The 19728-nt window shown below is 74.0% G+C and carries 17 protein-coding genes; 8 read left to right on the forward strand and 9 right to left on the reverse strand.

The window, feature by feature from the left end:
- From PVK74_RS19525 to PVK74_RS19540, 4 genes are read left to right on the forward strand one after another with little or no spacing between them, the layout of a single operon-like run.
- Positions 1-1938 carry an MraY family glycosyltransferase gene (locus PVK74_RS19525; protein WP_113973584.1) on the forward strand — a complete coding sequence of 646 codons (1938 nt, stop codon included), beginning with the start codon at positions 1-3 and terminating at the stop codon, positions 1936-1938.
- The gene (locus PVK74_RS19530; protein ID WP_113973585.1) at positions 1935-2495 is read left to right on the forward strand and encodes a hypothetical protein; all 561 of its coding nucleotides are present in this window, start codon (positions 1935-1937) and stop codon (positions 2493-2495) included. Before PVK74_RS19525 ends, PVK74_RS19530 begins: the two co-directional genes overlap by 4 nt.
- A complete protein-coding gene (locus tag PVK74_RS19535) occupies positions 2492-3667 on the forward strand; it encodes a M23 family metallopeptidase (protein WP_113973586.1) in 1176 nt (391 codons plus the stop codon). Before PVK74_RS19530 ends, PVK74_RS19535 begins: the two co-directional genes overlap by 4 nt.
- 10 nt (positions 3668-3677) lie before the next feature.
- Complete coding sequence (locus PVK74_RS19540) at positions 3678-4277, forward strand: hypothetical protein (protein ID WP_113973587.1); 600 nt, start codon at positions 3678-3680, stop codon at positions 4275-4277.
- 7 nt (positions 4278-4284) lie between these two features.
- Here PVK74_RS19540 and PVK74_RS19545 read toward each other — a convergent pair whose 3' ends face one another.
- Entirely contained in the window at positions 4285-4842 is a 558-nt protein-coding gene (locus PVK74_RS19545) for a hypothetical protein (protein ID WP_113973588.1), read from the reverse strand.
- Positions 4843-5055: 213 nt separating this feature from the next.
- Between PVK74_RS19545 and PVK74_RS19550 the strand changes: the two genes are divergently transcribed.
- Positions 5056-7584, forward strand: coding sequence for an FtsK/SpoIIIE domain-containing protein (locus tag PVK74_RS19550; RefSeq protein WP_274476969.1), 2529 nt, complete (start codon positions 5056-5058; stop codon positions 7582-7584).
- Complete coding sequence (locus tag PVK74_RS19555; RefSeq protein ID WP_166457513.1) at positions 7581-8282, forward strand: hypothetical protein; 702 nt, start codon at positions 7581-7583, stop codon at positions 8280-8282. Before PVK74_RS19550 ends, PVK74_RS19555 begins: the two co-directional genes overlap by 4 nt.
- A 53-nt stretch (positions 8283-8335) precedes the next feature.
- On the opposite strand, the gene folE is transcribed toward PVK74_RS19555, so the two are convergent.
- The 4 genes from folE to PVK74_RS19575 all read right to left on the reverse strand — a co-directional run bounded on the left by folE (position 8336) and on the right by PVK74_RS19575 (position 12260).
- Entirely contained in the window at positions 8336-8953 is a 618-nt protein-coding gene (gene folE / locus PVK74_RS19560) for a GTP cyclohydrolase I FolE (RefSeq protein ID WP_013288986.1), read from the reverse strand.
- Positions 8954-9039: 86 nt separating this feature from the next.
- The gene (ftsH, locus tag PVK74_RS19565; protein WP_043327886.1) at positions 9040-11070 is read right to left on the reverse strand and encodes an ATP-dependent zinc metalloprotease FtsH; all 2031 of its coding nucleotides are present in this window, start codon (positions 11068-11070) and stop codon (positions 9040-9042) included.
- A gap of 377 nt (positions 11071-11447) precedes the next feature.
- The gene (hpt, locus tag PVK74_RS19570; RefSeq protein ID WP_013288988.1) at positions 11448-12023 is read right to left on the reverse strand and encodes a hypoxanthine phosphoribosyltransferase; all 576 of its coding nucleotides are present in this window, start codon (positions 12021-12023) and stop codon (positions 11448-11450) included.
- Between the two features lie 99 nt (positions 12024-12122).
- Positions 12123-12260: a hypothetical protein gene (locus tag PVK74_RS19575; RefSeq protein WP_187693985.1), complete on the reverse strand. Its 138-nt coding sequence runs from the start codon at positions 12258-12260 to the stop codon at positions 12123-12125.
- Positions 12261-12410: 150 nt separating this feature from the next.
- On the opposite strand from PVK74_RS19575, the gene PVK74_RS19580 reads away from it, so the two are divergent.
- A complete protein-coding gene (locus PVK74_RS19580) occupies positions 12411-13370 on the forward strand; it encodes a GlxA family transcriptional regulator (RefSeq protein WP_064446790.1) in 960 nt (319 codons plus the stop codon).
- A 291-nt stretch (positions 13371-13661) separates the two neighbouring features.
- Here the strand turns inward: PVK74_RS19580 and tilS are convergent, their stop codons facing one another.
- From tilS to dacB, 3 genes are all read right to left on the reverse strand, one after another.
- Positions 13662-14612 carry a tRNA lysidine(34) synthetase TilS gene (gene tilS, locus PVK74_RS19585; protein ID WP_274476971.1) on the reverse strand — a complete coding sequence of 317 codons (951 nt, stop codon included), beginning with the start codon at positions 14610-14612 and terminating at the stop codon, positions 13662-13664.
- 178 nt (positions 14613-14790) lie between these two features.
- On the reverse strand, positions 14791-15858 hold the full coding sequence (locus tag PVK74_RS19590; RefSeq protein ID WP_043330860.1) for a zinc-dependent metalloprotease: 1068 nt from the start codon (positions 15856-15858) through the stop codon (positions 14791-14793).
- Between the two features lie 66 nt (positions 15859-15924).
- Positions 15925-17430, reverse strand: a complete 1506-nt coding sequence (dacB, locus tag PVK74_RS19595; RefSeq protein ID WP_369830110.1) for a D-alanyl-D-alanine carboxypeptidase/D-alanyl-D-alanine endopeptidase — start codon at positions 17428-17430, stop codon at positions 15925-15927.
- Between the two features lie 293 nt (positions 17431-17723).
- On the opposite strand from dacB, the gene PVK74_RS19600 reads away from it, so the two are divergent.
- A complete protein-coding gene (locus PVK74_RS19600) occupies positions 17724-18230 on the forward strand; it encodes an inorganic diphosphatase (RefSeq protein ID WP_013288994.1) in 507 nt (168 codons plus the stop codon).
- A gap of 57 nt (positions 18231-18287) precedes the next feature.
- Here PVK74_RS19600 and eccD read toward each other — a convergent pair whose 3' ends face one another.
- Positions 18288-19670: a type VII secretion integral membrane protein EccD gene (gene eccD, locus PVK74_RS19605; RefSeq protein WP_274476972.1), complete on the reverse strand. Its 1383-nt coding sequence runs from the start codon at positions 19668-19670 to the stop codon at positions 18288-18290.
- Positions 19671-19728 lie beyond the last annotated feature (58 nt).

A 19728-nucleotide genomic window follows, 5' to 3' on the forward strand; every position in this document is an offset into this window, starting at 1 on the left:
ATGGCGAGGGCACGGATCGCGGCGCTCCTCCTCGCGCTCGGCGTACTCGCCGGGGCCACGATCTCCTGGCCGGTGATCGGTGCGGCCACACCCGCGTACGCCGCCGCGCCGGTCACCCAGGCGCGGGCCGAGTTGTGCAGCACCAAGGAATGGCAGGCCGACTTCCGCGCCTGCGTCGGCCGCCTCAAGGCGGTCAGCGAGGACCAGGTCGAGTGCCGCAACGCGCCGGTGCCCGCCGCGCCGGACTCGGGCCTGGCCGGCTGGTTCGCGTCCCGGCCCGACTCGGCGAAGGAGCCCGGCCCGAAGGGCCTCTACAGCGACTACGGCTACGCCGGCTACAGCTACAACACGTACGACGTCGACGGGGGCTGCGCCTCCTCGGTGCTGCATCCGGACTACCGCTTCACCACGATGGTCGCCAACGGCGAGTTCATGTTCGCCAACGCGGTGATCGGCGCGTCCAACGCGCTGCGGGAGCGCGCCTGGGATCCGCGCACCATGTGGAGCTGGGCAGACCCGCTGGTGGAGCAGGCCACGAAGGCCGTCTACCAGAAGGTGTTCAGCGTCTTCGGCATCATCACGGTCTGCGTGGTCGGCCTCTACCTGCTCTGGCGGTCCCGCCAGTCGGACATGAGCAACGCGATGACCACGGCGGGCTGGGCGCTGCTGGTGATGGTGGCGGTGACCGCGCTGGCCGCCTGGCCGGTCAAGTCCGCGAACATCGCCGACAGCACGCTGATCACCACACTGGGCGTGGTGCACGACGCGGTCGGCCCGTCCGCCAAGACCGTTCCGCCGGACAAGTGCGCGCTGCCGAACCCGAGCGCCTGCGTCGACAAGCGTCCACCCGCCGTGCGCGCCAGCGACACGGCGACCGAGACGATGCTCTACCGGAACTGGCTGCGCGGTGTGCTCGGCTCGGCGGACAGCGAGACCGCCAAGAAGTACGGCCAGGCGCTATACGACGCGAAGGCGCTGACCTGGGATGAGGCGGAGTCAATCCGCTCCAACCCGGCCACCCGCGACGTTGTCATCAAGGCCAAGCAGCAGCAGTGGGCGAAGGTCGCCGAGCAGATCAAGACCGAGGACCCGGAGGCGTACGAGTACCTCAAGGGCACCAAGGACATGGACCGGATCGGTGCCGGGTTCATCGCGGTGCTGGCCTCGGTGCTGTTCGCCATGTTCGACCTCACCGCGTCGCTGCTGGTGCTGCTCGGCTTCCTGATCTTCCGCTGGGCGGTGATCGCCGCGCCGATCCTCGGCACGGTCGGCCTGATGCGCCCGGCCAGCGCCGGCCTCCGGCGGCTGGCGAACGCGGTGGTCGCCGCCGTCTTCAACATCGCTATCTTCGGCACCGGCGCGGCCATCTACCTCTTCGCCGTCGACCTGATCATGAACACCGCCACGCTGCCCGGCTGGCTCCAGGTGGTCCTGGTCTGGCTCTGCGGCGTGGTCGGCTGGCTGCTCCTGCGGCCGTACCGCCGCATCACCCAGCTCGGCGGCAAGGACAGCAGCGAGGCGGTCAGCTCGGCCGGCTCCTGGCACCGCCGGTTCTTCCGGGACATGCGGATCGCCGCCCGGCTGGACGTGGCCGAGCCCGGCGGCACCAACGAGCCGACCATCGGCAGACGCCGTACCGTCACCGCCGATCAGCGCAGCCTCCGGCCGGAGGCCCGCCACGAGGATCCGGCGCACAGCGCCACACCGGCCGAACGGGAGCGACCGGACGGACGGGAACGGCCGGAGGGGGCGCCCGCGAGCGGACGGCCGGGCGGGAGTCCGGCCGGTGCGCCCCGACCCCGGCGCGCGCCGTCGACCTGGACCGAGCCGGACGTGCCGGAGGAGGTCCCCTCCTACGCCGTCTACCGGCCGGACTCGGCGGGCCGCGGCACCGCCCCGGCCCGGCCGGCGCCGCGCATCCGCTCCGAGGCCCGGTGAGTCCGGTGCGGCGCGCGCTGGAGTTCCTCTTCACCCGGGTCCTCCGGTCGAGGCTCGGCATCGCCCTGGTGATCGCCGTGCTGGTCTTCGGTGTGATCGGCGCGGCCCGCCTGGTCGGCGGGCCCGGCGATTCGGGGCTCGGCCTGACCAGCCGGCCCAGCCAGCCGATCAGCACCGCGGACCCGGAGGCCGGTGACGACGGCGTGCTGGCCAGCCCGCCGACCGCTGTCGCCCCGAAGACCCGGCCGGGCGAGGCCACGCCGGAGCAGGTCGCCGGGCGGTTCACCACCGCGTGGCTGAGCGGCCCGGGCAGCACCGGCGACGCCTGGCAGGCCCGGCTCCGACCGCTCGCCACCCCCGCGCTGGCGGAGAAGATGACAGACGCCGACCCGGAGACAGTGCCGGCGCGGAAGACGACAGGCGCACCTACTCTCCGGCCCCGGACCGAGTCGTTCGTGGAGGCGCTCGTTCCGCTGGACAACGGCACGCTCCGGCTCGAACTCGTCGCGCCGGACGGCCCCTGGCTGGTGGACGCCGTCGACTGGGAGCGGTCGTGACCGCCGGCCCGGCCGTCGCCGGACAGGTCCGCCGGAAGTTGCGGGTCGGCGTGCTCGCCACCGCTGTCACGGCGGCACTCGCCCTGCTCTGCTGCGTTGGCGGCGCCGGAGCCTTCTTCCTCACCGAACTGGGCGGCGACGGGGACGACCCGAAGCTCGCCGCCCTGAGCTGCGACCCGACCTACCAGGTGAACCTGACCGGGGACATGCCGCGCTTCGCCGAGTACGGCGAGCGTCAGCTGCGCAACGCCGCGGTCATCATCAAGGTCGGCCAGGACATGAAGCTCCCCGCGCGCGGCTGGGTGATCGCGCTGGCCACCGCGATGCAGGAATCAGCGCTGCGCAACCTCGCCAACAGCACGGTGCCGGCATCGCTGGCGCTGCCGCACGAAGGGGTCGGCGCCGACCACGACTCGCTCGGCCTGTTCCAGCAGCGGCCCGGATGGGGCAGCGTCGAGCAGCGGATGACGCCCTCGTACGCGGCCCGCAAGTTCTACCAGAAGATGGAGAAGGTGCCGAACTGGCAGCAGCGCCCGCTCACCGTCGTGGCCCAGCAGGTCCAGGTGAGCGCCTACCCCGACGCGTACGCCAAACACGAGGAACTGGCCGGACGCATCGTCGACGCGCTGGCCGGCGGCGCCGCCCGGACCGTGGAGATCGCCGGCAAGGCCGTGTGCGACGCGGCGGCCGGAGACCGGATCGCCGCCTCCGGCTGGACCGCGCCGCTGCCCGGCGGCGTGGTCTCCGGCTTCCGGACCACCGCCCGTCCCAGCCACCACGGCGTGGACCTGGCTGCCTCGAAGGGCACGCCGATCCACGCCGCCTCGGCGGGCCGGGTGCTGGTGGCCCGTTGCGATCCCGACAGCGCCGGGCGGAAGGACTGCGACCGGGACGGCTGGCCGAACAAGGGCGGATGCGGATGGTTCGTGGACATCCTGCACGCCGGCGGATTCATCACCCGCTACTGCCACATGGTCGAGCGACCCCGCGTGGTGCCGGGTCAGTCGGTCGCGGCGGGCGAGGTCATCGGGCTCTCCGGCAGCAGCGGCAACTCGTCCGGCCCGCACCTGCACTTCGAGGTGCACCGCAATGGCGACCGGTCCAGCAACGGGGCGGAGAACCCGGTGCCCTTCATGCGCAAGCGGGGCGCGCCCCTCGGCGAGACCGGGTGAGGCCGGGCGGATGAGCAACCCCCTGCCCGACCCGTTCGCCGACCGGCCGGACTGGGCACCACTGCCGCCCCGGCCGGTCGAGACGGTGCCCGCCACGAGCGGAACCGAGCTGCGCGGCCGGCGGGTACTCGTCGGCCTTCCCGGCCTCGGCTGGCGCGGGGACCTGCGGGCTGACGAGCGCGTCGTGCAGGGCAGCCGCACCTACGTACCTGTGATCCCGGAACACGAGTGGTACCGGGCCGAATCCGAGCAGGTGGAGGTGTTCGCCCCGCTGGTGCCCGTGGAACGGGTCTGGGTGGAGACGATCGGCGAGCGACCCCCGCCGACCTCACCAGCCCCCTCGGGAATCCGGCTGGTCTCGCTGGACGCCCCGAACCGCCGGCCGCCCACCCCGGTGTTCGAGGCCGACGCGGTGACCGGCCGGCGCGTGGTGCACGTGGACAACGGCGTGGAACGGCGTGACCTGCGCGCCGTCACCGAGACCTACTCCGGGGCGGACGGCGACATCTGCGTGCGGGTCACGCCGGAACTGGAGTGGTACCGGTGGGCCTGGCGCGGTCAGGCACCGACCACGTTGGAGGTGCCGGTGCACCTGCTATGGCTGGAGTAGCCGGAAGTCAGTCGGCACGCTGCGCAGAGCAGACGCCCCAGCCATCGTCGCGCCGCGTCTCGAACCGCCACTTCTGCCGCTCACTCTGCGAAATGCCCTCGACTGAGGCGGAGATGATCAGCTCGACCTCGACCATGGCGACCTCGCCGGACTCCTGGATGGCCAGCGGGCCCCAGCTCACCGAGATCGTCGTGTTGAAGCGCTGTTCCCGGGATACGAGGTCGTCGCGAAGCGCTCGTAGTCCATCCAGCCCGGTCTGCCTTGCGCAGGTGAACTCTTGTGCCTTTGTGTCGTTCCGGTCATCCAGAAATGCCTGAATATAGTTGGCCACGACCACGTCGGGGGCGCTTCGGTCCGGCGCTGTCGCGCGGTCGTACAGCACGAATCCGGCCACCGCTCCACCCGTGCACAGCAGCGCCAGCACCCCCGCGACGACGCCGACGACCGTCCGCAGCGACCGCTTGGGGCGTACCGGCGCGGGAGCGGGCGCGGGAGGCGCCAACTGCTCCGGCGGGGTCCGCTGCGCCGGTACTCGGGACACCTGGGAACCGGCGGGGGGCTGCACTGATTCCACCTCCTGAGGCTATCGGCTGCGCGTCGCGTACCCAATGCCTGGAACCGGCGGATCGTGGCGAACCGCCGGGCGGAGGCCGCCCGGCGGCGGGGTGAGGCTGCTCACCGCCGACCAGCTCACCGCGCCGACCGACATCCCGGTGGACGGCCCCCGGCTGGGTTACCGTCACACCTCGGGGAGGACATGTCGGCCTCGGGAAGAGAGGTGGACGCGGTGGCGACTCCGAAGGCGCGCGCCGGCCGGGCCGCCGCGCTGCACCGCCGGGCCGAGGCCGCCGCAACGGCGGCGGCGGGCATCCTCGACGAGATCCGGCCCGCGCCGGCCGACCATCACCGGCAGTACGAGCTGGCCGAGCGCCTGCGGGCGGCTGCTGAACTGGCCGCGCCGGGCTGGGCCGGCGGTCCGCTGGAGACGCTGACCGCGGCGACGCCACCCGGTGACGGCCCGCCGCCGCTGGTCCGGATGGGCACCGCCGCGCCGCTCGACGACGCCCGGTTCCCCGCGCTCGCGCCCCTGTTCGGCAGCGGTCACGTGAGCCTCGACGCCGACGCCTTGGACCCTCGGGTGGCGGGGCTGCTCCGCGCGCTGCTGCTGCGCGTGTTCGCGGCGACGCCGGCGGGAGCGCTGCTGGCTCGCGCGGTGGACGGCGGTTCCGGTGAGACCTTCGCCGGGTACGCGCCGCTCGCCGACGCCGGCCTGCTGCCCCCGCCCGCCACCGACCTCGCGGGGATGCGCGCGGTGCTGGCCGAGGCGGAGCAGTGGGTGGCCGCGGGCACGGCCCGGCAGCGGGCGCACGACCGGACGCTGCTGCTCGTGGTGGCCGCGCTGCCGGAGGGTACTACCACTGCCGACCTGGACCGGCTCGCCGGCCTGGCCGAGGGCGGGCCCCGGGCCGGGCTGCATCTGGTGGTCGCCGGCTGGCCGGACGGCGGTCCGCTGCCGCGCGCCACGGCGATCACGGTCCGCACCGCGTACGCGCTCGTCGGCGACCCGCCCGGCGCCGGGTTCAGCAGTCCCGGCGTGGAGCCGCCGGGCGGGCTGAACTCGCCGGTGTTCCTGGACGACGACCCGCCCGCCGAGCTGGTCGCCGCTGTGTGCGCGCGGCTGGTCCGGCAGATCGAGGACGGCTCCCGCCTCTCGCTGGGTGACCTGCTCCCGGCGGACGGTTTCTGGACGGACGGCTCGGCGGACGGGCTGAGCACCACTGTGGGTGACGCCGCCGGGCGTCCGGTCAGCCTCGGCTTCACCGAGCTGACCCCGCACTGGCTGGTCAGTGGCCGGGGCCAGGCGGGCCGGTCGGCGTTCCTGACGGACGCTCTGTTCGGGCTCGCCGCCCGGTACGGTCCGGACGAGCTGGCGCTCTACCTGGCCGATCTGGCCGACGGCGAGTCCTTCGTGGAGTTCCTGCAGACCGAGCGGGACCGTTCCTGGGTGCCGCAGGTGCGCTCGGCCGGGATGGCGGCCGACCGGGAGTACGTGGCCGACCTGTTCGGCGAGCTGGAGGCGGAGTTGCGCCGCCGCGAAGAGGCGTCCCGGCGGGCCGGCGGGCAGCGCTACGCCGAGCTGCGGCAGCACCAGCCGTTGCCCCGGATCGTCTGCGTGATCGACAACTTCCCGCTGGTGCTGCGCGAGCGGGACCGGCTCGCCGCCGACCTGCTGGCCCGGCTGGACGCGCTGGCCCGCGCCGGCCGGTCGTACGGCATCCACCTGGTCCTCGCGGGCGAGGGTGACCTGGGCATCGGCGGCCCGCGGGATCCGCTGCTCGGCCAGTTCCCGGTGCGGGTGGCACTGCCCGGCGGCTCGGCGGTGCTGGAGCCGGCGAACGACTCGGCGGCCGGGCTGCCGGTGGGCAGCGCGGTGGTGAACACGGCGGGCGGTCTGGGCGGTCCGCGCGGCGCGACCCGCGGGCATGAGCGGATGATCCGCTTCCCGGACCCGTACGAGGATCCGGAGGTCCTGGCCGGCCTGCGGCGACGCCTCTGGGAGGCGCGGGGCGAGTCGGCGACGCCGCCGGTGGTGTTCGCCGGGTACGCCCGCCCGCTGCTCGCCAACGACCCGCGGCACCGGGCCGCGCTGGCCGGCCGGGCCCACGCTCCCGCCGCCCTGCTGGGCCGGGCGGTGGACGTGCGGCGCTCCACAGTGACGGTGCCGCTCGGGCCGGGCGCCGGGCGCAACCTGGCCGTCCTGGGCCGGGACGAGGAGGCCGAGCGGCTGTTGGTGACGGCGGTCCGCAGCGCGGCGGCGGCGCATCCGGGCGCGGCCCGGTTCGTGCTGGCGCCGCTGGCGAACGGGTCGGCCGAGCCGGCCGGGGTGCTGGCCGCCGAACTGGCCGGGCGGCATCGGGTGGAGACCGTCGACGCGGCCGGGCTGCGGACCGCGATGGCGTCGGACGAGCCCGGCTACCTGGTGGTGTTCGGGGTGGACGTGCCGGACGCCACCGAGTTGCCGCCGGAGTTGCTGCGGTCGCTGCTGCTGGAGGGCCCGCCGGCCGGGCGGCACCTGCTCGGCTGGTGGCGGACGCCGGCGCCGCTGGCCGGGCTGCTCGGCCCGGAGGGTGAGTTGGACAAGCTCACCGCCGTGGCGGTCACCGACGTGCCGGGCGGGCGGCTGGAGCAGCTCTTCGACCGTCCGGTCTGGTGGCGGCCCCGGCCGGGCCGCGCGATGCTCTGGGACGGCCCGGACGAGCAGGGCACCGTTTTCGTGCCGTTCGGCGCCGGGGAGGGTTCGGCATGAGCGAGACCGGCACGACCGTGCCCGGGCCCCGCAACGGCGGACCGACAACCGTGGCGGAACCCGCCGAGTCGGCCTGGACGGAGTACGTCGCGGCCGCACGGGCGCTCGACGGCGTACGCCGGGCGGCGGCCACCGCCGCCGGGGAGCAGGCGCGGTCGGTGGCGGCGGCCCGAGAGGAGCTGACAGCGGTACGCGAACGGCTGGCGCCGCAGCAGTCCCGGCTGCGTGAGCTGGGCGTACCGGCGTTGTCGCTGGTACCGACGCCGCCGGAGGTGACCGAGGCGGCCCGGTCGATGGCGGGTGGGCCGTCGGCGGTGCTGGCGGCGTTGCGCGCCGCCGGGGACTGGGCGGACGCGGCGGACGACACGCTAGCCGCGCGGGGCCTGCCCCGGCTGGCGCGGTGGCCGTCCCGGCCGCGCAACCTGCTGGTGTACGGGCCGCTGGCGCTCGTGGTGCCGCTGCTCCAGCTCGTGCTGTACGCGGTGGCCGGGCCGGGGGCGGTGACGGTGCTGGCGCTGCTGGTGGGGCTGCCGCTGCCGGCCGTCGCGTTCATGCTGGGCTGGCTCGCGGTGGGGCGGCTCTTCCGCCCGCGTCCGACCGACCGGGTGGACCGCACGCCCCGGTTCGGGGCCCTGGTCTGCCTGATCCCGGCCGTGCTCACCGCCGCCGGCCTGCTGCTGGCCATGCTGCCGAGCTGACGACGGCCGCGTCTCCCGGGCGGGAGTACGCGGCCGTCGGTGTCGGTCGAGGGTCAGCGCGCCATGATCAGCGCCATCGCCTCGGCCCGCGACTTCGCGTCGTTCTGCAGGCCGCCGCGCACCGCGGACGTGATCGTCTTCGCGCCGGACTTCTGGATGCCGCGCATCGCCATGCACATGTGCTCGCACTCCAGCACCACGATCACGCCGCGCGGGGCGAGGCTGGACATCAGCAGGTCGGCGATCTGCGAGGTGAGCCGCTCCTGCACCTGCGGCCGCCGGGCGAACACCTCGACCAGCCGGGCCAGCTTGGACAGGCCGGTGATGCGGCCGTCCGGGCCGGGGATGTAGCCGATGTGCGCGCTGCCCCGGAACGGCAGCAGGTGGTGCTCGCAGAGGCTCATCACGTCGATGTCCCGGACGAGCACCAGTTCCTCGTGGTTGGCCTCGAACGTGGTGCGCAGCACCTGCGCCGGGTCGACCCGCAGGCCGGCGAAGAGCTCGGCGTACGCGCGGGCGACCCGGGCCGGGGTCTGCTGGAGGCCGTCGCGGTCCGGGTCCTCGCCGACCGCGATGAGGATCTCGCGTACCGCCTTCTCGATCCGGGCGAGGTCGACGCTGTCCTCCACCGGACCACCTGTCAGCTTGCCGCTGATCAGGCGCGCGGCCACGTAGTCGAGCGCGTCGTCGCCGTCGGGCTCGGTCGCGGAGACGGCCGACTCCCTGTGCGGGGAGCCGGCCGTCGTCGGATCGCTGTTCAGTGCGTACCGTCCGAGTTGTTGCTGGAACCACCGATCGAGCTGGAACCACCGATCGAGGCGGCCGCGTCGGCGCGGGCCTGCGTCGCCAGCGCCTCCTTCTCGGCCGGGGTGAGCACCGGCGGCTCGGTGGAGGGCTGACGCTTGCCGAAGCCGTGGTACGGGGCCATCGGCGGGCGCTTGACCACCCGGGCGCAGATGCGGGCCATGTCGGCGGTGGAGAGGGTCTCCTTCTCCATCAGCTCCAGGACCATGTTGTCCAGGACGTCCCGGTATTCCACCAGGATCTCCCAGGCCTCGTCGTGGGCCAGCTCGATCAGCGCGCGCATCTCGCCGTCGATCTCGGCGGCCACCGCGTCGGAGTAGTCCCGCTCGTGGCCCATGTTGCGGCCGAGGAACGGCTCGTCGCCGCTGGTGCCGTACTTGATCGCACCGAGCTTGGAGCTCATGCCGTACTGCGTGATCATCGCGCGGGCCAGCTGGGTGGCCTTCTCGATGTCGTTGCCGGCGCCGGTGGTCGGCTCGTGGAAGACCAGCTCCTCCGCCGCCCGGCCACCGAGCGCGTACGCCAGGGTGTCGATCATCTCGGCCCGGGTCTGGGTGTACTTGTCCTCCGTCGGGAGGACGAGCGTGTGACCCAGCGAGCGACCCCGGGACAGGATGGTCACCTTGTGCACCGGCGCGGCGTGCGGCAGCGCCCAGGCGACCAGCGCGTGCCCACCCTCGTGGTACGCGGTGATCTTCTTTTCCTGGTCGCTCATCACCCGGGTCCGGCGCTGCGGGCCGGCGATCACCCGGTCGATCGACTCCTCCAGGGAGTCGTTGGTGATCGCCCGCTGCTCCTTACGGGCGGTGAGCAGCGCGGCCTCGTTGATCACGTTGGCCAGGTCGGCGCCGCTGAAGCCCGGGGTACGCCGGGCGACCGCGTCGAGGTCGACGTCGGGCGTGAACGGCTTGCCCTTAGCGTGCACCCGCAGGATGGCCTTGCGGCCCTCCATGTCGGGGGCGTCGACCGGGATCTGCCTGTCGAACCGGCCCGGGCGCAGCAGCGCCGGGTCGAGGATGTCCGGCCGGTTGGTGGCGGCGATCAGGATCACGCCGCCCTTGGTGTCGAAGCCGTCCATCTCGACCAGAAGCTGGTTGAGCGTCTGCTCCCGCTCGTCGTGGCCGCCGCCCATGCCGGCGCCACGGTGGCGGCCGACCGCGTCGATCTCGTCGACGAAGACGATCGCCGGGGCGTTCGACTTGGCCTGCTCGAACAGGTCGCGGACACGGCTGGCGCCGACGCCGACGAACATCTCGACGAAGTCGGAGCCGGAGATGGAGTAGAAGGGCACCCCGGCCTCGCCGGCGACCGCGCGGGCCAGCAGCGTCTTGCCGGTTCCGGGCGGGCCGAACAGCAGCACGCCCTTCGGGATCTTGGCGCCGAGGGCCTGGTACTTCGCCGGGTTCTGCAGGAAGTCCTTGATCTCGTGCAGTTCCTCGACGGCCTCCTCGGCCCCGGCCACGTCCGCGAAGGTGGTCTTCGGCGTGTCCTTGGTGATCATCTTCGCCTTGGACTTGCCGAAGTTGAGCACCCGCGAGCCGCCACCCTGCATCTGCGACATGAAGAACAGCAGCAGGAGCACGAGAAGCGCGATGGGAAGCAGGTTGACCAGCAGGCTGACCCAGATGCTGTCCGACGACACCTTGGTGTCGACCGGGCCGGTGATCCGGTCCGCCGCCTCGGCCTCGCGGACCTGGTTCCAGACCTGGCCGCCGACCTCGTACGGGAACTGCGCCTCGATCTTGTCGGTGGTGGTGTCGTCGCCGAACTTGGCCTTGTCCTTCAGGTCGAGCTGGAGCGTCTGCTCCTTGTCCTGGAAGACGACCTTCTCGATGCCGCCCTTGTTGAGCTGGTCGAGCGCGACGGACGTGTCCACCCGGTGGTAGCTGGGACCAGCGGTGAACAGTTGACTGAGCACAACGGCGCCGAGGATGACCAGGATGATCCAGACCACCGGTCGGCGGAAGAAACGCGTACGTTCCATGCTGTTGTCGGGTGCCGAGGCGCCCGCATCCTCCTGATCGACGTCCTGACCGTCTGAATGGTGTCGCCGCCTTGAGCGGCGGCCGCGGCCGCCGTGCGGGCCGGCCCGACCCCCGGGGCACGCAAACTGCCGCACCACGGTCATTCGACGGTACACCGTACGCGCGACGAGCGAGCTTGCGAGCCCGTCACTTACGCGCAGGGCGAACCCGGGTTTGGGCCGGCGTGGCGGGGAGCTCCGCACCCGGCCCACCCATACCGCACGGTCAGCGGTTCGAGGGGTCGGGCGTGGAGGGTGCCTCCACGTCACCGGCCCCTACCGTAGACCGGAAGGCTGAGAGCCCGCTGAATGTCCGCTGACGAAGGGCTCGGCGGAACTCACGCCCGGGCGTACACCTCGGGCTTGAGCACCCCGACGTAGGGCACCTCGCGGTAGCGCTCGCCGAAGTCGAGGCCGTAGCCCACGACGAACTCGGTGGGGATGTCGAATCCGACGTACTTGACCGGAACCTGCACCTTGACCGCGTCCGGCTTGCGGAACAGCGCGACCACCTCGACGCTGGCCGCGGAGCGCGACTCCAGGTAGCGCAGCAGCCAGGACAGGGTCAAACCGGAGTCGACGATGTCCTCGACCACCACCACGTGCCGGCCGGCGATGTCCCGGTCCAGGTCCTTGAGGATGCGGACCACGCCGGACGAGGTGGTGCCCTGGCCGTAGGAGGAGACGGCCATGAACTCCAGCTCGGCGGGCGGGCCCTGGCGGCCCAGCGCGCGGGCGAAGTCGGCCATGAACATGACCGCGCCCTTGAGCACGCAGACGAGCAGGAGGCCGTCCTCGACGTGCGCGTAGTCCGCCGAGACCTGCTTGGCCAGCTCCGCGGTCTTGTCGCGGATCTGGGCCTCCGAGATGATCACGTGGTCGATGTCGGCGTCGTACCAGGAGCCGTCAGCCATGCTCCTAGCCTGCCGTACGCCCCACGGCGGCCGTCGGCGGGGCCGCTCCTTTTGGCGCGGTCCCGCCGGGGATTTTCGGCGCGATCTGGATTAATCACCTCAGCAGGTACGGGAGCGCCAGCGCTGCCCGTCGTCGCTCGGCTTCCAGTCGGCCGAGTCGCGGGTGTCGGCGGTGAGCCCGAAGGCGCTGGCCCCGACGAGGAGAAGCAGGAAGAGCAGGAACATCAGAACGGTCATGGCGGCGCTCGCTTTCACATGGTTGAGACGGTTTTCGCCGCCGGTGCGCACCGGACACCATTGATTCTGCGAGCCACCGACCGATACGGACAGTGGCAGGAATGTCATTGGGCATCGATTTACTGCCATCGGTCGGGTTACCCTCGTCACATGCTCCGCTCGGTCGCCGTCATCGTCATGGACCAGGTCGCCGCGTTCGAGCTCGGCGTGCTCGCCGAGGTCTTCGGCACCGACCGCACCGCCGACGGCTTCCCCAGCTACCGGTTCGATGTCTGCACCGCCGACGGCGGCCCGGTCCGCAGCCGCTCCGGATTCCTGCTCGCCCCCACCGCCGACCTCACAGTGGTCGAGGACGCCGACCTGGTGGCGGTGCCCGCGCACGCCGACGGCGCCCCGGTGCCCGAACCGGTGCTCGCCGCGCTGCGCCGCGCCGCCGACCGCGGAGCCTGGCTGCTCAGCGTCTGCGCCGGCGCGTTCGTCCTCGGCGAAGCCGGCGTGCTCGACGGGCGCGCCTGCACCACCCACTGGCGCTACACCGACGAGCTCCAGCGACGCTTCCCGGCCGCCCAGGTGCAGTGCGACTCGCTCTACGTGCAGGACGACCGGCTGCTCACCAGCGCCGGCACCGCCGCCGGCATCGACGCCTGCCTGCACCTGGTACGCCAGGAGCACGGCTCCGCCGTGGCCACCCGGCTGGCCCGCCGGATGGTCGTCCCACCGCACCGCGACGGCGGCCAGTCCCAGTACGTCGAGGCGCCCATCCCGAAGGCCCCCGAGGCGCCCACCCTGGAACCGGTGCTGGAGTGGCTGATGGGGCACCTCCGCCACCCGGTGACAGTGGACGAGCTGGCCGCGCGCGCCGGCATGGCCCCGCGCACGTTCGCCCGCCGGTTCCGCGCCGAGACCGGCACCACCCCGCACGACTGGCTGACCAACCAGCGGGTGCTGCTGGCCCGGCACCTGCTGGAGGACACCACGCTGAGCGTGGAAGGCGTCGCCGAGCAGGCCGGCTTCGGCGACGCGGCGGCGCTGCGGCACCACTTCACCCGCCGCGTCGGCACCACCCCGCTCGCCTACCGCACCACCTTCCGCGAACGCACCACCGCCTGACGCTCCCCCTCCACCCGGCCCACCCCGGCCCACCCCGGCCCGGCCCACCCCGGCGATCATGAAGTTGACCGTGGATTTCGTCCGTTTCCTCCCCGCCAACCTCATGATCACCGCCCCCGGGTGGGCCCGCTTCCCGCGCCGCACCCGTGATCAAGGAGTTTGCGGGCTGCCGGAGGCGTGAAGTGGACACAAAGTCCTTGATCACCGCCAGGCGAGGCGAGGCGGGAGGGGCGAGACGCCGCGGGGCGCCAGGTCGCCGGAGTGGCGGCGCGAACCCGGCTGGATCACCGGTCAGGGCAGGAGGTGACCGGCCTGGCGGCGTACCTGGTGGCCGCCGGGCAGGTGCACCGGGCCCTGGCCGCGCCAATCAGTGACCAGGGCGTCCAGCGCTGCCACGTGACTGTGGGACAGCGCGGCCGGCGCGGCGCCCAGCTCGCGGGCCCAGGTGTGCAGCACCCGGGTACGCACGGCGGCCGGCAACCCGGCCAGCCCGTCGACGGAGAGCGCACGGCCGTCGGCCCGGACGTCGGCCAGCGCGGCGTCCGCGAGCGCGTCGAGCGCGGCGTTGTCCGCGGCGAGCAGGCGGGCGGTACGGGTCAGGTTCGCCACCACCCCCGGCCCGAGCGCGTCGACGAGTGCCGGCAGCGCGTCGGACCGGACCCGGGCCCGGGCGTACGCGGGGTCGGCGTTGTGCGGGTCCGCCCACGGGTCGAGCCCGAGCGCGGCGCAGGCGTCCCGGGTGTCGGCACGTGGGATGTCGAGAAGTGGGCGCAGCAGCGGTACCCCGTCGAGATCACGACTTTCCGGCATCCCGGACAGCCCTCGTGGCCCGGCGCCCCGGGCCAGCGCGAGCAGGACCGTCTCGGCCTGGTCGTCCCGGGTGTGCCCGAGCAGCACCCCGGCCGCGTGGTGCCGGTGGGCCGCCGCGACCAGCGCCTCGTACCGGGCCTCGCGGGCGGCCGCCTCGGGGCCGCCGGGCCGGCCGTCCACCCGTACCGGAAGCATCTCGACCGGGTCGAGCCCGGCCGAGCGGGCCCAGGCGGCGACCGCCTCGGCCCGCTCGGCGGAGCCGGGCTGCAGGCCGTGGTCGACTGTCACCAGGCCCGCCGGGCGGCCGAGGCGGGGAGCCACGAACGCGGTGGCGGCGGCGAGCGCGAGCGAGTCGGCGCCGCCGGAGCAGGCCACCAGCACCGGTCCGGCGCCGGGCAGGCCGGTCAGCGTCCGGCGTACGGCGAGCCGCACGGCGGCGACGGCGGGAGCGGGCGACGGAGAGCGGCGCGATCGCGCGCCGGAATCAGCCCGGCCGGGGCGATCCACCGAGCCAGCCGGATCCGCCGAGCCGGCGGGACCGCCCGGCACGACCGAGCCAGCCGAACTCAGCGCACCGACCGAACTGGGCGAACTACCCGGGCCGGGCGGGTCAGCCGAGGGGCGGGGTGGCACCGGCGGGCCCGTGTACGCGGTTCACCCAGGCGTCCGGGTCGCCCAGCTCGTCCAGGCGCGGCAGCGTCAGCGGCGACGAGAAGATCTTGTTGAAGCCCGGCATCCCCACCCGGTCGACCACGCCGTGCACGAACTTGCGGCCCTCGGCGTACTGGCGCATCTTGACCTCGATGCCGAGCAGCCGCCGGATCGCCTTCTCCAGTGGGTTGCCGGACTCGCGGCGGCGGTTGAACGCCGCCCGGATCGACTCGACGCTGGGGATGACCTGCGGGCCGACGCCGTCCATCACGAACTCGGCGTGCCCCTCCAGCAGCGTCATCAGCGCGGTCAGCCGGTCCAGCACGGCGCGCTGGGCCGGGGTCTGCACGATGTCCAGCACGCTGGCCCGGCTCTCCGGGTCCTTGACCGCGTCGGAGAGCGTGGCCACGCCGCGGCGGAGCCGTTCCAGCAGGTGCTCGCCGCCCTGGGAGGCGTCCACGAACGCCTGCACCTCGCCGAGGAAGTACGCGCGCATCCACGGCACGGCGGTGAACTGGGTGCGGTGGGTGACCTCGTGCAGGCACACCCAGAGCCGGAAGTCGCGCGAGTTCGCGCCGAGCTTCCGCTCCACCTCGAGGATGTTCGGGGCCACCAGCAGCAGCTGGCCGGGGTCACCGGCGAACACCTCGTACTGGCCGAGCACGCGGCCGCTGAGGTACGCCAGCACGGTGCCGGCCTGCACACCCGTCACGCGGGAGCCGATCGCCTCGGTGAGCGCGCCCGGCCGCTTGTCGCCGGAGAGGCGCTCCACGAGCGGGGACACCACCTCACGCAGCCCGGCGATGTTCGCCGCGGCCCAGTCCCGGCGGTCGACCACGCGTACCGGCGGGTGGGCGACCTGCGGACGCAGGCCGGTGTAGTCGGCGACGTGCCCGGCCGCCTCCTCGGTCAGCCGGCGCAGGTCGCCGACCACGTCGGTGGCCTCGGCGTACGACACCCGGGGGCCCGACTTGCTCAGCGCCCCCGCTGTCGCGGCGGCCAGATCCCAGTCCACGAACTGCGCCATGAACCCACCGTACCCGCGCCGGAACACCCCCACCCGGGCTCGCGCCCGCCGATCGACGCCCGTCGGTCAGCGGCAGCCGCACCCGGCCAGCGCGGAGGTGATCCGGTCCAGGGCCGCCCGGGTCTCGTCCAGCGAGCCCTGCGTCCGGTCGGTGAGCACGGCGAACGTGAGCAGCCGGCCGTCGGCGGTGGTGACCGTGCCGGCGATGGCGTTGACCCCGCTGAGCGTGCCGGTCTTGGCGCGCACCACGCCCGCGCCGGCGCTCGTCGCCGCCGCGCGGTAGCGCTCGTCGAGCGTGCCGGACCAGCCACCGACCGGCAGGCCGCCGAAGATCGCGGCGAGTTCGGGGTGGCTGCCGTTGCCGGCGAGCGTGATCAGGTCGGTGAGCAGCGAGGGGCTGATCCGGTTGGTGCGGGACAGCCCGCTGCCGTCGGCCAGGCTGATCTCGCCGGCCGGCAGGCCCAGCTCGCCGAGCACCTGGCCGGTGGCCGCGGCGCCGCCGGCGAACGAGCCGGGTTTGCCCTTGGCGAGCGCCACCTGGCGGGCCATCGCCTCGGCGATCACGTTGTCGCTGTCGCTGATCATGATGTCGACCAGCCGGATCATCGGCAGGGACTCGACGGTGCCCAGTTCGGCGCCGGGGGCCGTACCGGTGGCGCCGGACGCGGCCGGCGCGGTGCCCCGGGTCACCTGGGCCGCGCCGCCGGTGAGCCCGAGCAGCTTGGCGAACTGCCGGCCGGCGGTCAGGTCGGGCTGGGGCACCCGTTCGGCGGCGTGGTTGGTCTGCTCGGCGGTGCGGCGCGCCTCCGCCGGGTTCTTCCGGGCGCCGTCGGTCATCAGCGCGGTGATCGCCGCGCCGAACCCGCCGGTGGGGATGTCGGAGTCCCAGCCGGGTTCGAAGACCGGGCCGGTGAACAGCGACGAGTCGACGATCACCTTGGTCGGCGCGGTGCCGCCGAGCGCGTTGCGCACCTGGGCGGCGAGGTCGTCCAGCCGGGCCGCGCCCGGGTAGAAGCCGTCCTTGTCCACGGCGAGCGTGGGGTCACCGCCGCCGACCAGGACCACCTCGCCCGGGTTCGGGCCGGCCACCGCCCTCGTCGGGATCCGGTAGGCCGGGCCGCGCGCCGCGAGCACCGCCACGCCGGTCGCCAGCTTGGTCACCGAGGCGGGCACCGTCGGGGTGTCCTGGCCGCTGCCGTAGAGCGCCTGGCCGGTGCTCACGTCGGCCACCGACAGGTGTACCCGGTCGCCGAGCGCGGCGGCGCGCACCAGCGGGTCCAGGGCAGCGCGGATTCCGGCCTCGGTGGGCAGCGGGGCGTTGCCGTCCGGTCCGGCCAGCACGGCCGGCGGGGTGGGCTCGGGCGGCGCGGCGACCGCCGTACCCGAAGAACTGTCGTCGCCCAGCCAGCCCGCGACCGGACCGGGCCGGAACACGGCCAGCCCGGCGACCGCCAGGGCCAGCACGAGTACGCACGCGAGCGCCGCGACCAGCCGGGAGCGGCGACGCGGCGCGGCCGGAGGCGGGGAGGGCGGGGGCGGCGCGGCGCCGGCCGGCGGGACCGGCGGGCTCACCGGGATCGGACCCGGAGCCGGACGGTGGGGGACGTTCGCACCCGGGACGGACACCCGGCCGGTGGCGCCACCGGAACCGGAACCCCCGGAAGCGGACCCGTCAACCCTCTCGGGGCGGTAGTGTGAATCTTCCCTCCCCACGGCCCCCTCCTCCCCGCTCGAAATCGCCTTGGGCGACACTACTTCGGTCCGAACACTATGCGGCGGCCGAGGCCGACGGGGGGCGTTCCCCCGCGCCGGGGGCGAACCGCTGGTTCCGTTAGCCAGCGTGGGCAAACGAGGGAGCGTGGGAGATGGATTTCGACGTCACGGTTGAGATCCCCAAGGGTCACCGCAACAAGTACGAGGTAGACCACGCGACCGGCCGCATCCGGCTGGACCGTACCCTCTTCACCTCCACGCAGTACCCGGCCGACTACGGCTTCATCGAGGGCACCCTCGGCGAGGACGGCGACCCGCTGGACGCGCTGGTGCTGGTGCCCGAGCCGACCTTCCCCGGCTGCCTGATCCGCTGCCGGACCATCGGCATGTTCCGGATGACGGACGAGAAGGGCGGCGACGACAAGGTCCTCTGCGTGCCCTACGAGGACCCGCGCCAGGAGCACCTGCGCGACATCCACCACCTGGGCGAGTTCGACCGGCTGGAGATCCAGCACTTCTTCGAGGTCTACAAGGACCTGGAGCCGGGCAAGTCGGTCGAGGGCGCGACCTGGGTCGGCCGGGTCGAGGCCGAGGCGGAGATCGCCGCCTCGTACCGGCGGGCCAAGGAGGCCGAGGAGCGCGGCGAGACGCTGCACTGACGCTCACGCTTTCGCCGGAGGCCCGGGTCGCGCTTCGCGACCCGGGCCTCCGCGTGTTCAGGCGAGCAGGTCGCGGGCCCGGTCGTAGAGGCCCAGCACCGCGCAGGCCACCGGCACGACCGCGACCACCAGCGCGGTGTCGGTCAGGTCGGCCAGCCGGCCGAGGTACGGGGAGACGGGTCGCCGGGCGTACGTGGCGCCCGCGGTGACCGTGACCAGGGCCAGCGCCAGCCCGCCCACGGCCAGCGCGAACCGGCCGGCCGGACCGGCGTGTTCGGCCAGCACCGCGCCGAGCAGGGCGTACCCGGCCAGCCCGGCGACGACGGCGGGCACCCGGTGGCGGACCGCCACGAACAGCCGGGAGCGCAGCAGCAGCACCCCGCAGGCGACGGCGGCGAGCAGCAGCCCGGCGGTCCGGCCGGTGGCGACGAGCACCGCGACCGCGCCGACCGCGAGCAGCGCGTGGCCGAGGAGCATCCCGGTCAGCACCTCCTCGGCGCGGGCCACCGCCGCGTGCACCCGGCCCCGGTCCGGCAGGTCCCGGGTGCCGGCCGGGCTGGGCAGGGTGAGCGGTGGCAGCGGCAGCTTGCCGACCCGGATGGCCAGCAACGGCAGCCCGCCGAGCGCGAACACCAGCACGGCGAGCAGGACGGCCGCGGCGCCGGCCGGGTCGAGCAGCAGCCCGCCGAACGCGGACGCCACGCCGGTCACGCCCGCCGTCACCCCGGCCACGAAGACCCGGGACCGGCTGGCCACGCCGAGCAGCCCGAGCACCGCCACCAGCAGCAGCGCCACCGAGCCGACGAGCAGTTCCGGAGCGCCCACCCAGCGCAGGCCGGGAATCGGGCCGACCGGATCGCCGGAGGCGACGGCGAGCGCACCGGCCGTCGCCGCCCAGGGCAGCGCGTACCCGCCGAGCGTGGCGCCGACGGCGCCGTCGGCGTACGCCCGGGAGGCCGCGGTGGCGGTGAGCACCAGGATCAGGGCGATCGCGGCGGCCACCGGCCAGCCGCGCTCACCGGGACCGGCCGCGACCACGGCGACCAGCCCGACGGCCAGGGGTACGGCGGCGCCGCCGAGCGCGGCGGCCCTTGTGGCGCGGGCCGACCAGGCGGCGCCCCGGCGCCGGGCCCCGTCGACTATCGCCTCGACCACGTCGTCGTACTCCAGCTCGGGCCACTCGGCATGGGCCGGCACCAGGTGCAGCACCTCGCCGTCGCGGACGCCCTGCGGCAGGAGCGCCTGCGCGGTGGCGAGCACCCCGCCGTCGGTGCGGCGCAGCACCCACCCACCGTGCCGTTCCCCGTCGTCGGCCAGGCCTTCCCCGGCGTGCCGGAGCACCTCGGGCAGCAGCTCGGCCAGGGGGACCTGCTCCGGTAGGGCCACGTCGACCCGCCGCCGGGGCGCGCTGATGGTGACCCGGGCGAGCCCGCTTGTCATCGAGGCACCTCCATACCGAGCGGGAACAGTGGGCTGACGGACGAGAGGACTTTACCTA

The organism is Micromonospora chalcea, from assembly GCF_028768405.1.
Lineage (GTDB): Bacteria > Actinomycetota > Actinomycetes > Mycobacteriales > Micromonosporaceae > Micromonospora > Micromonospora chalcea.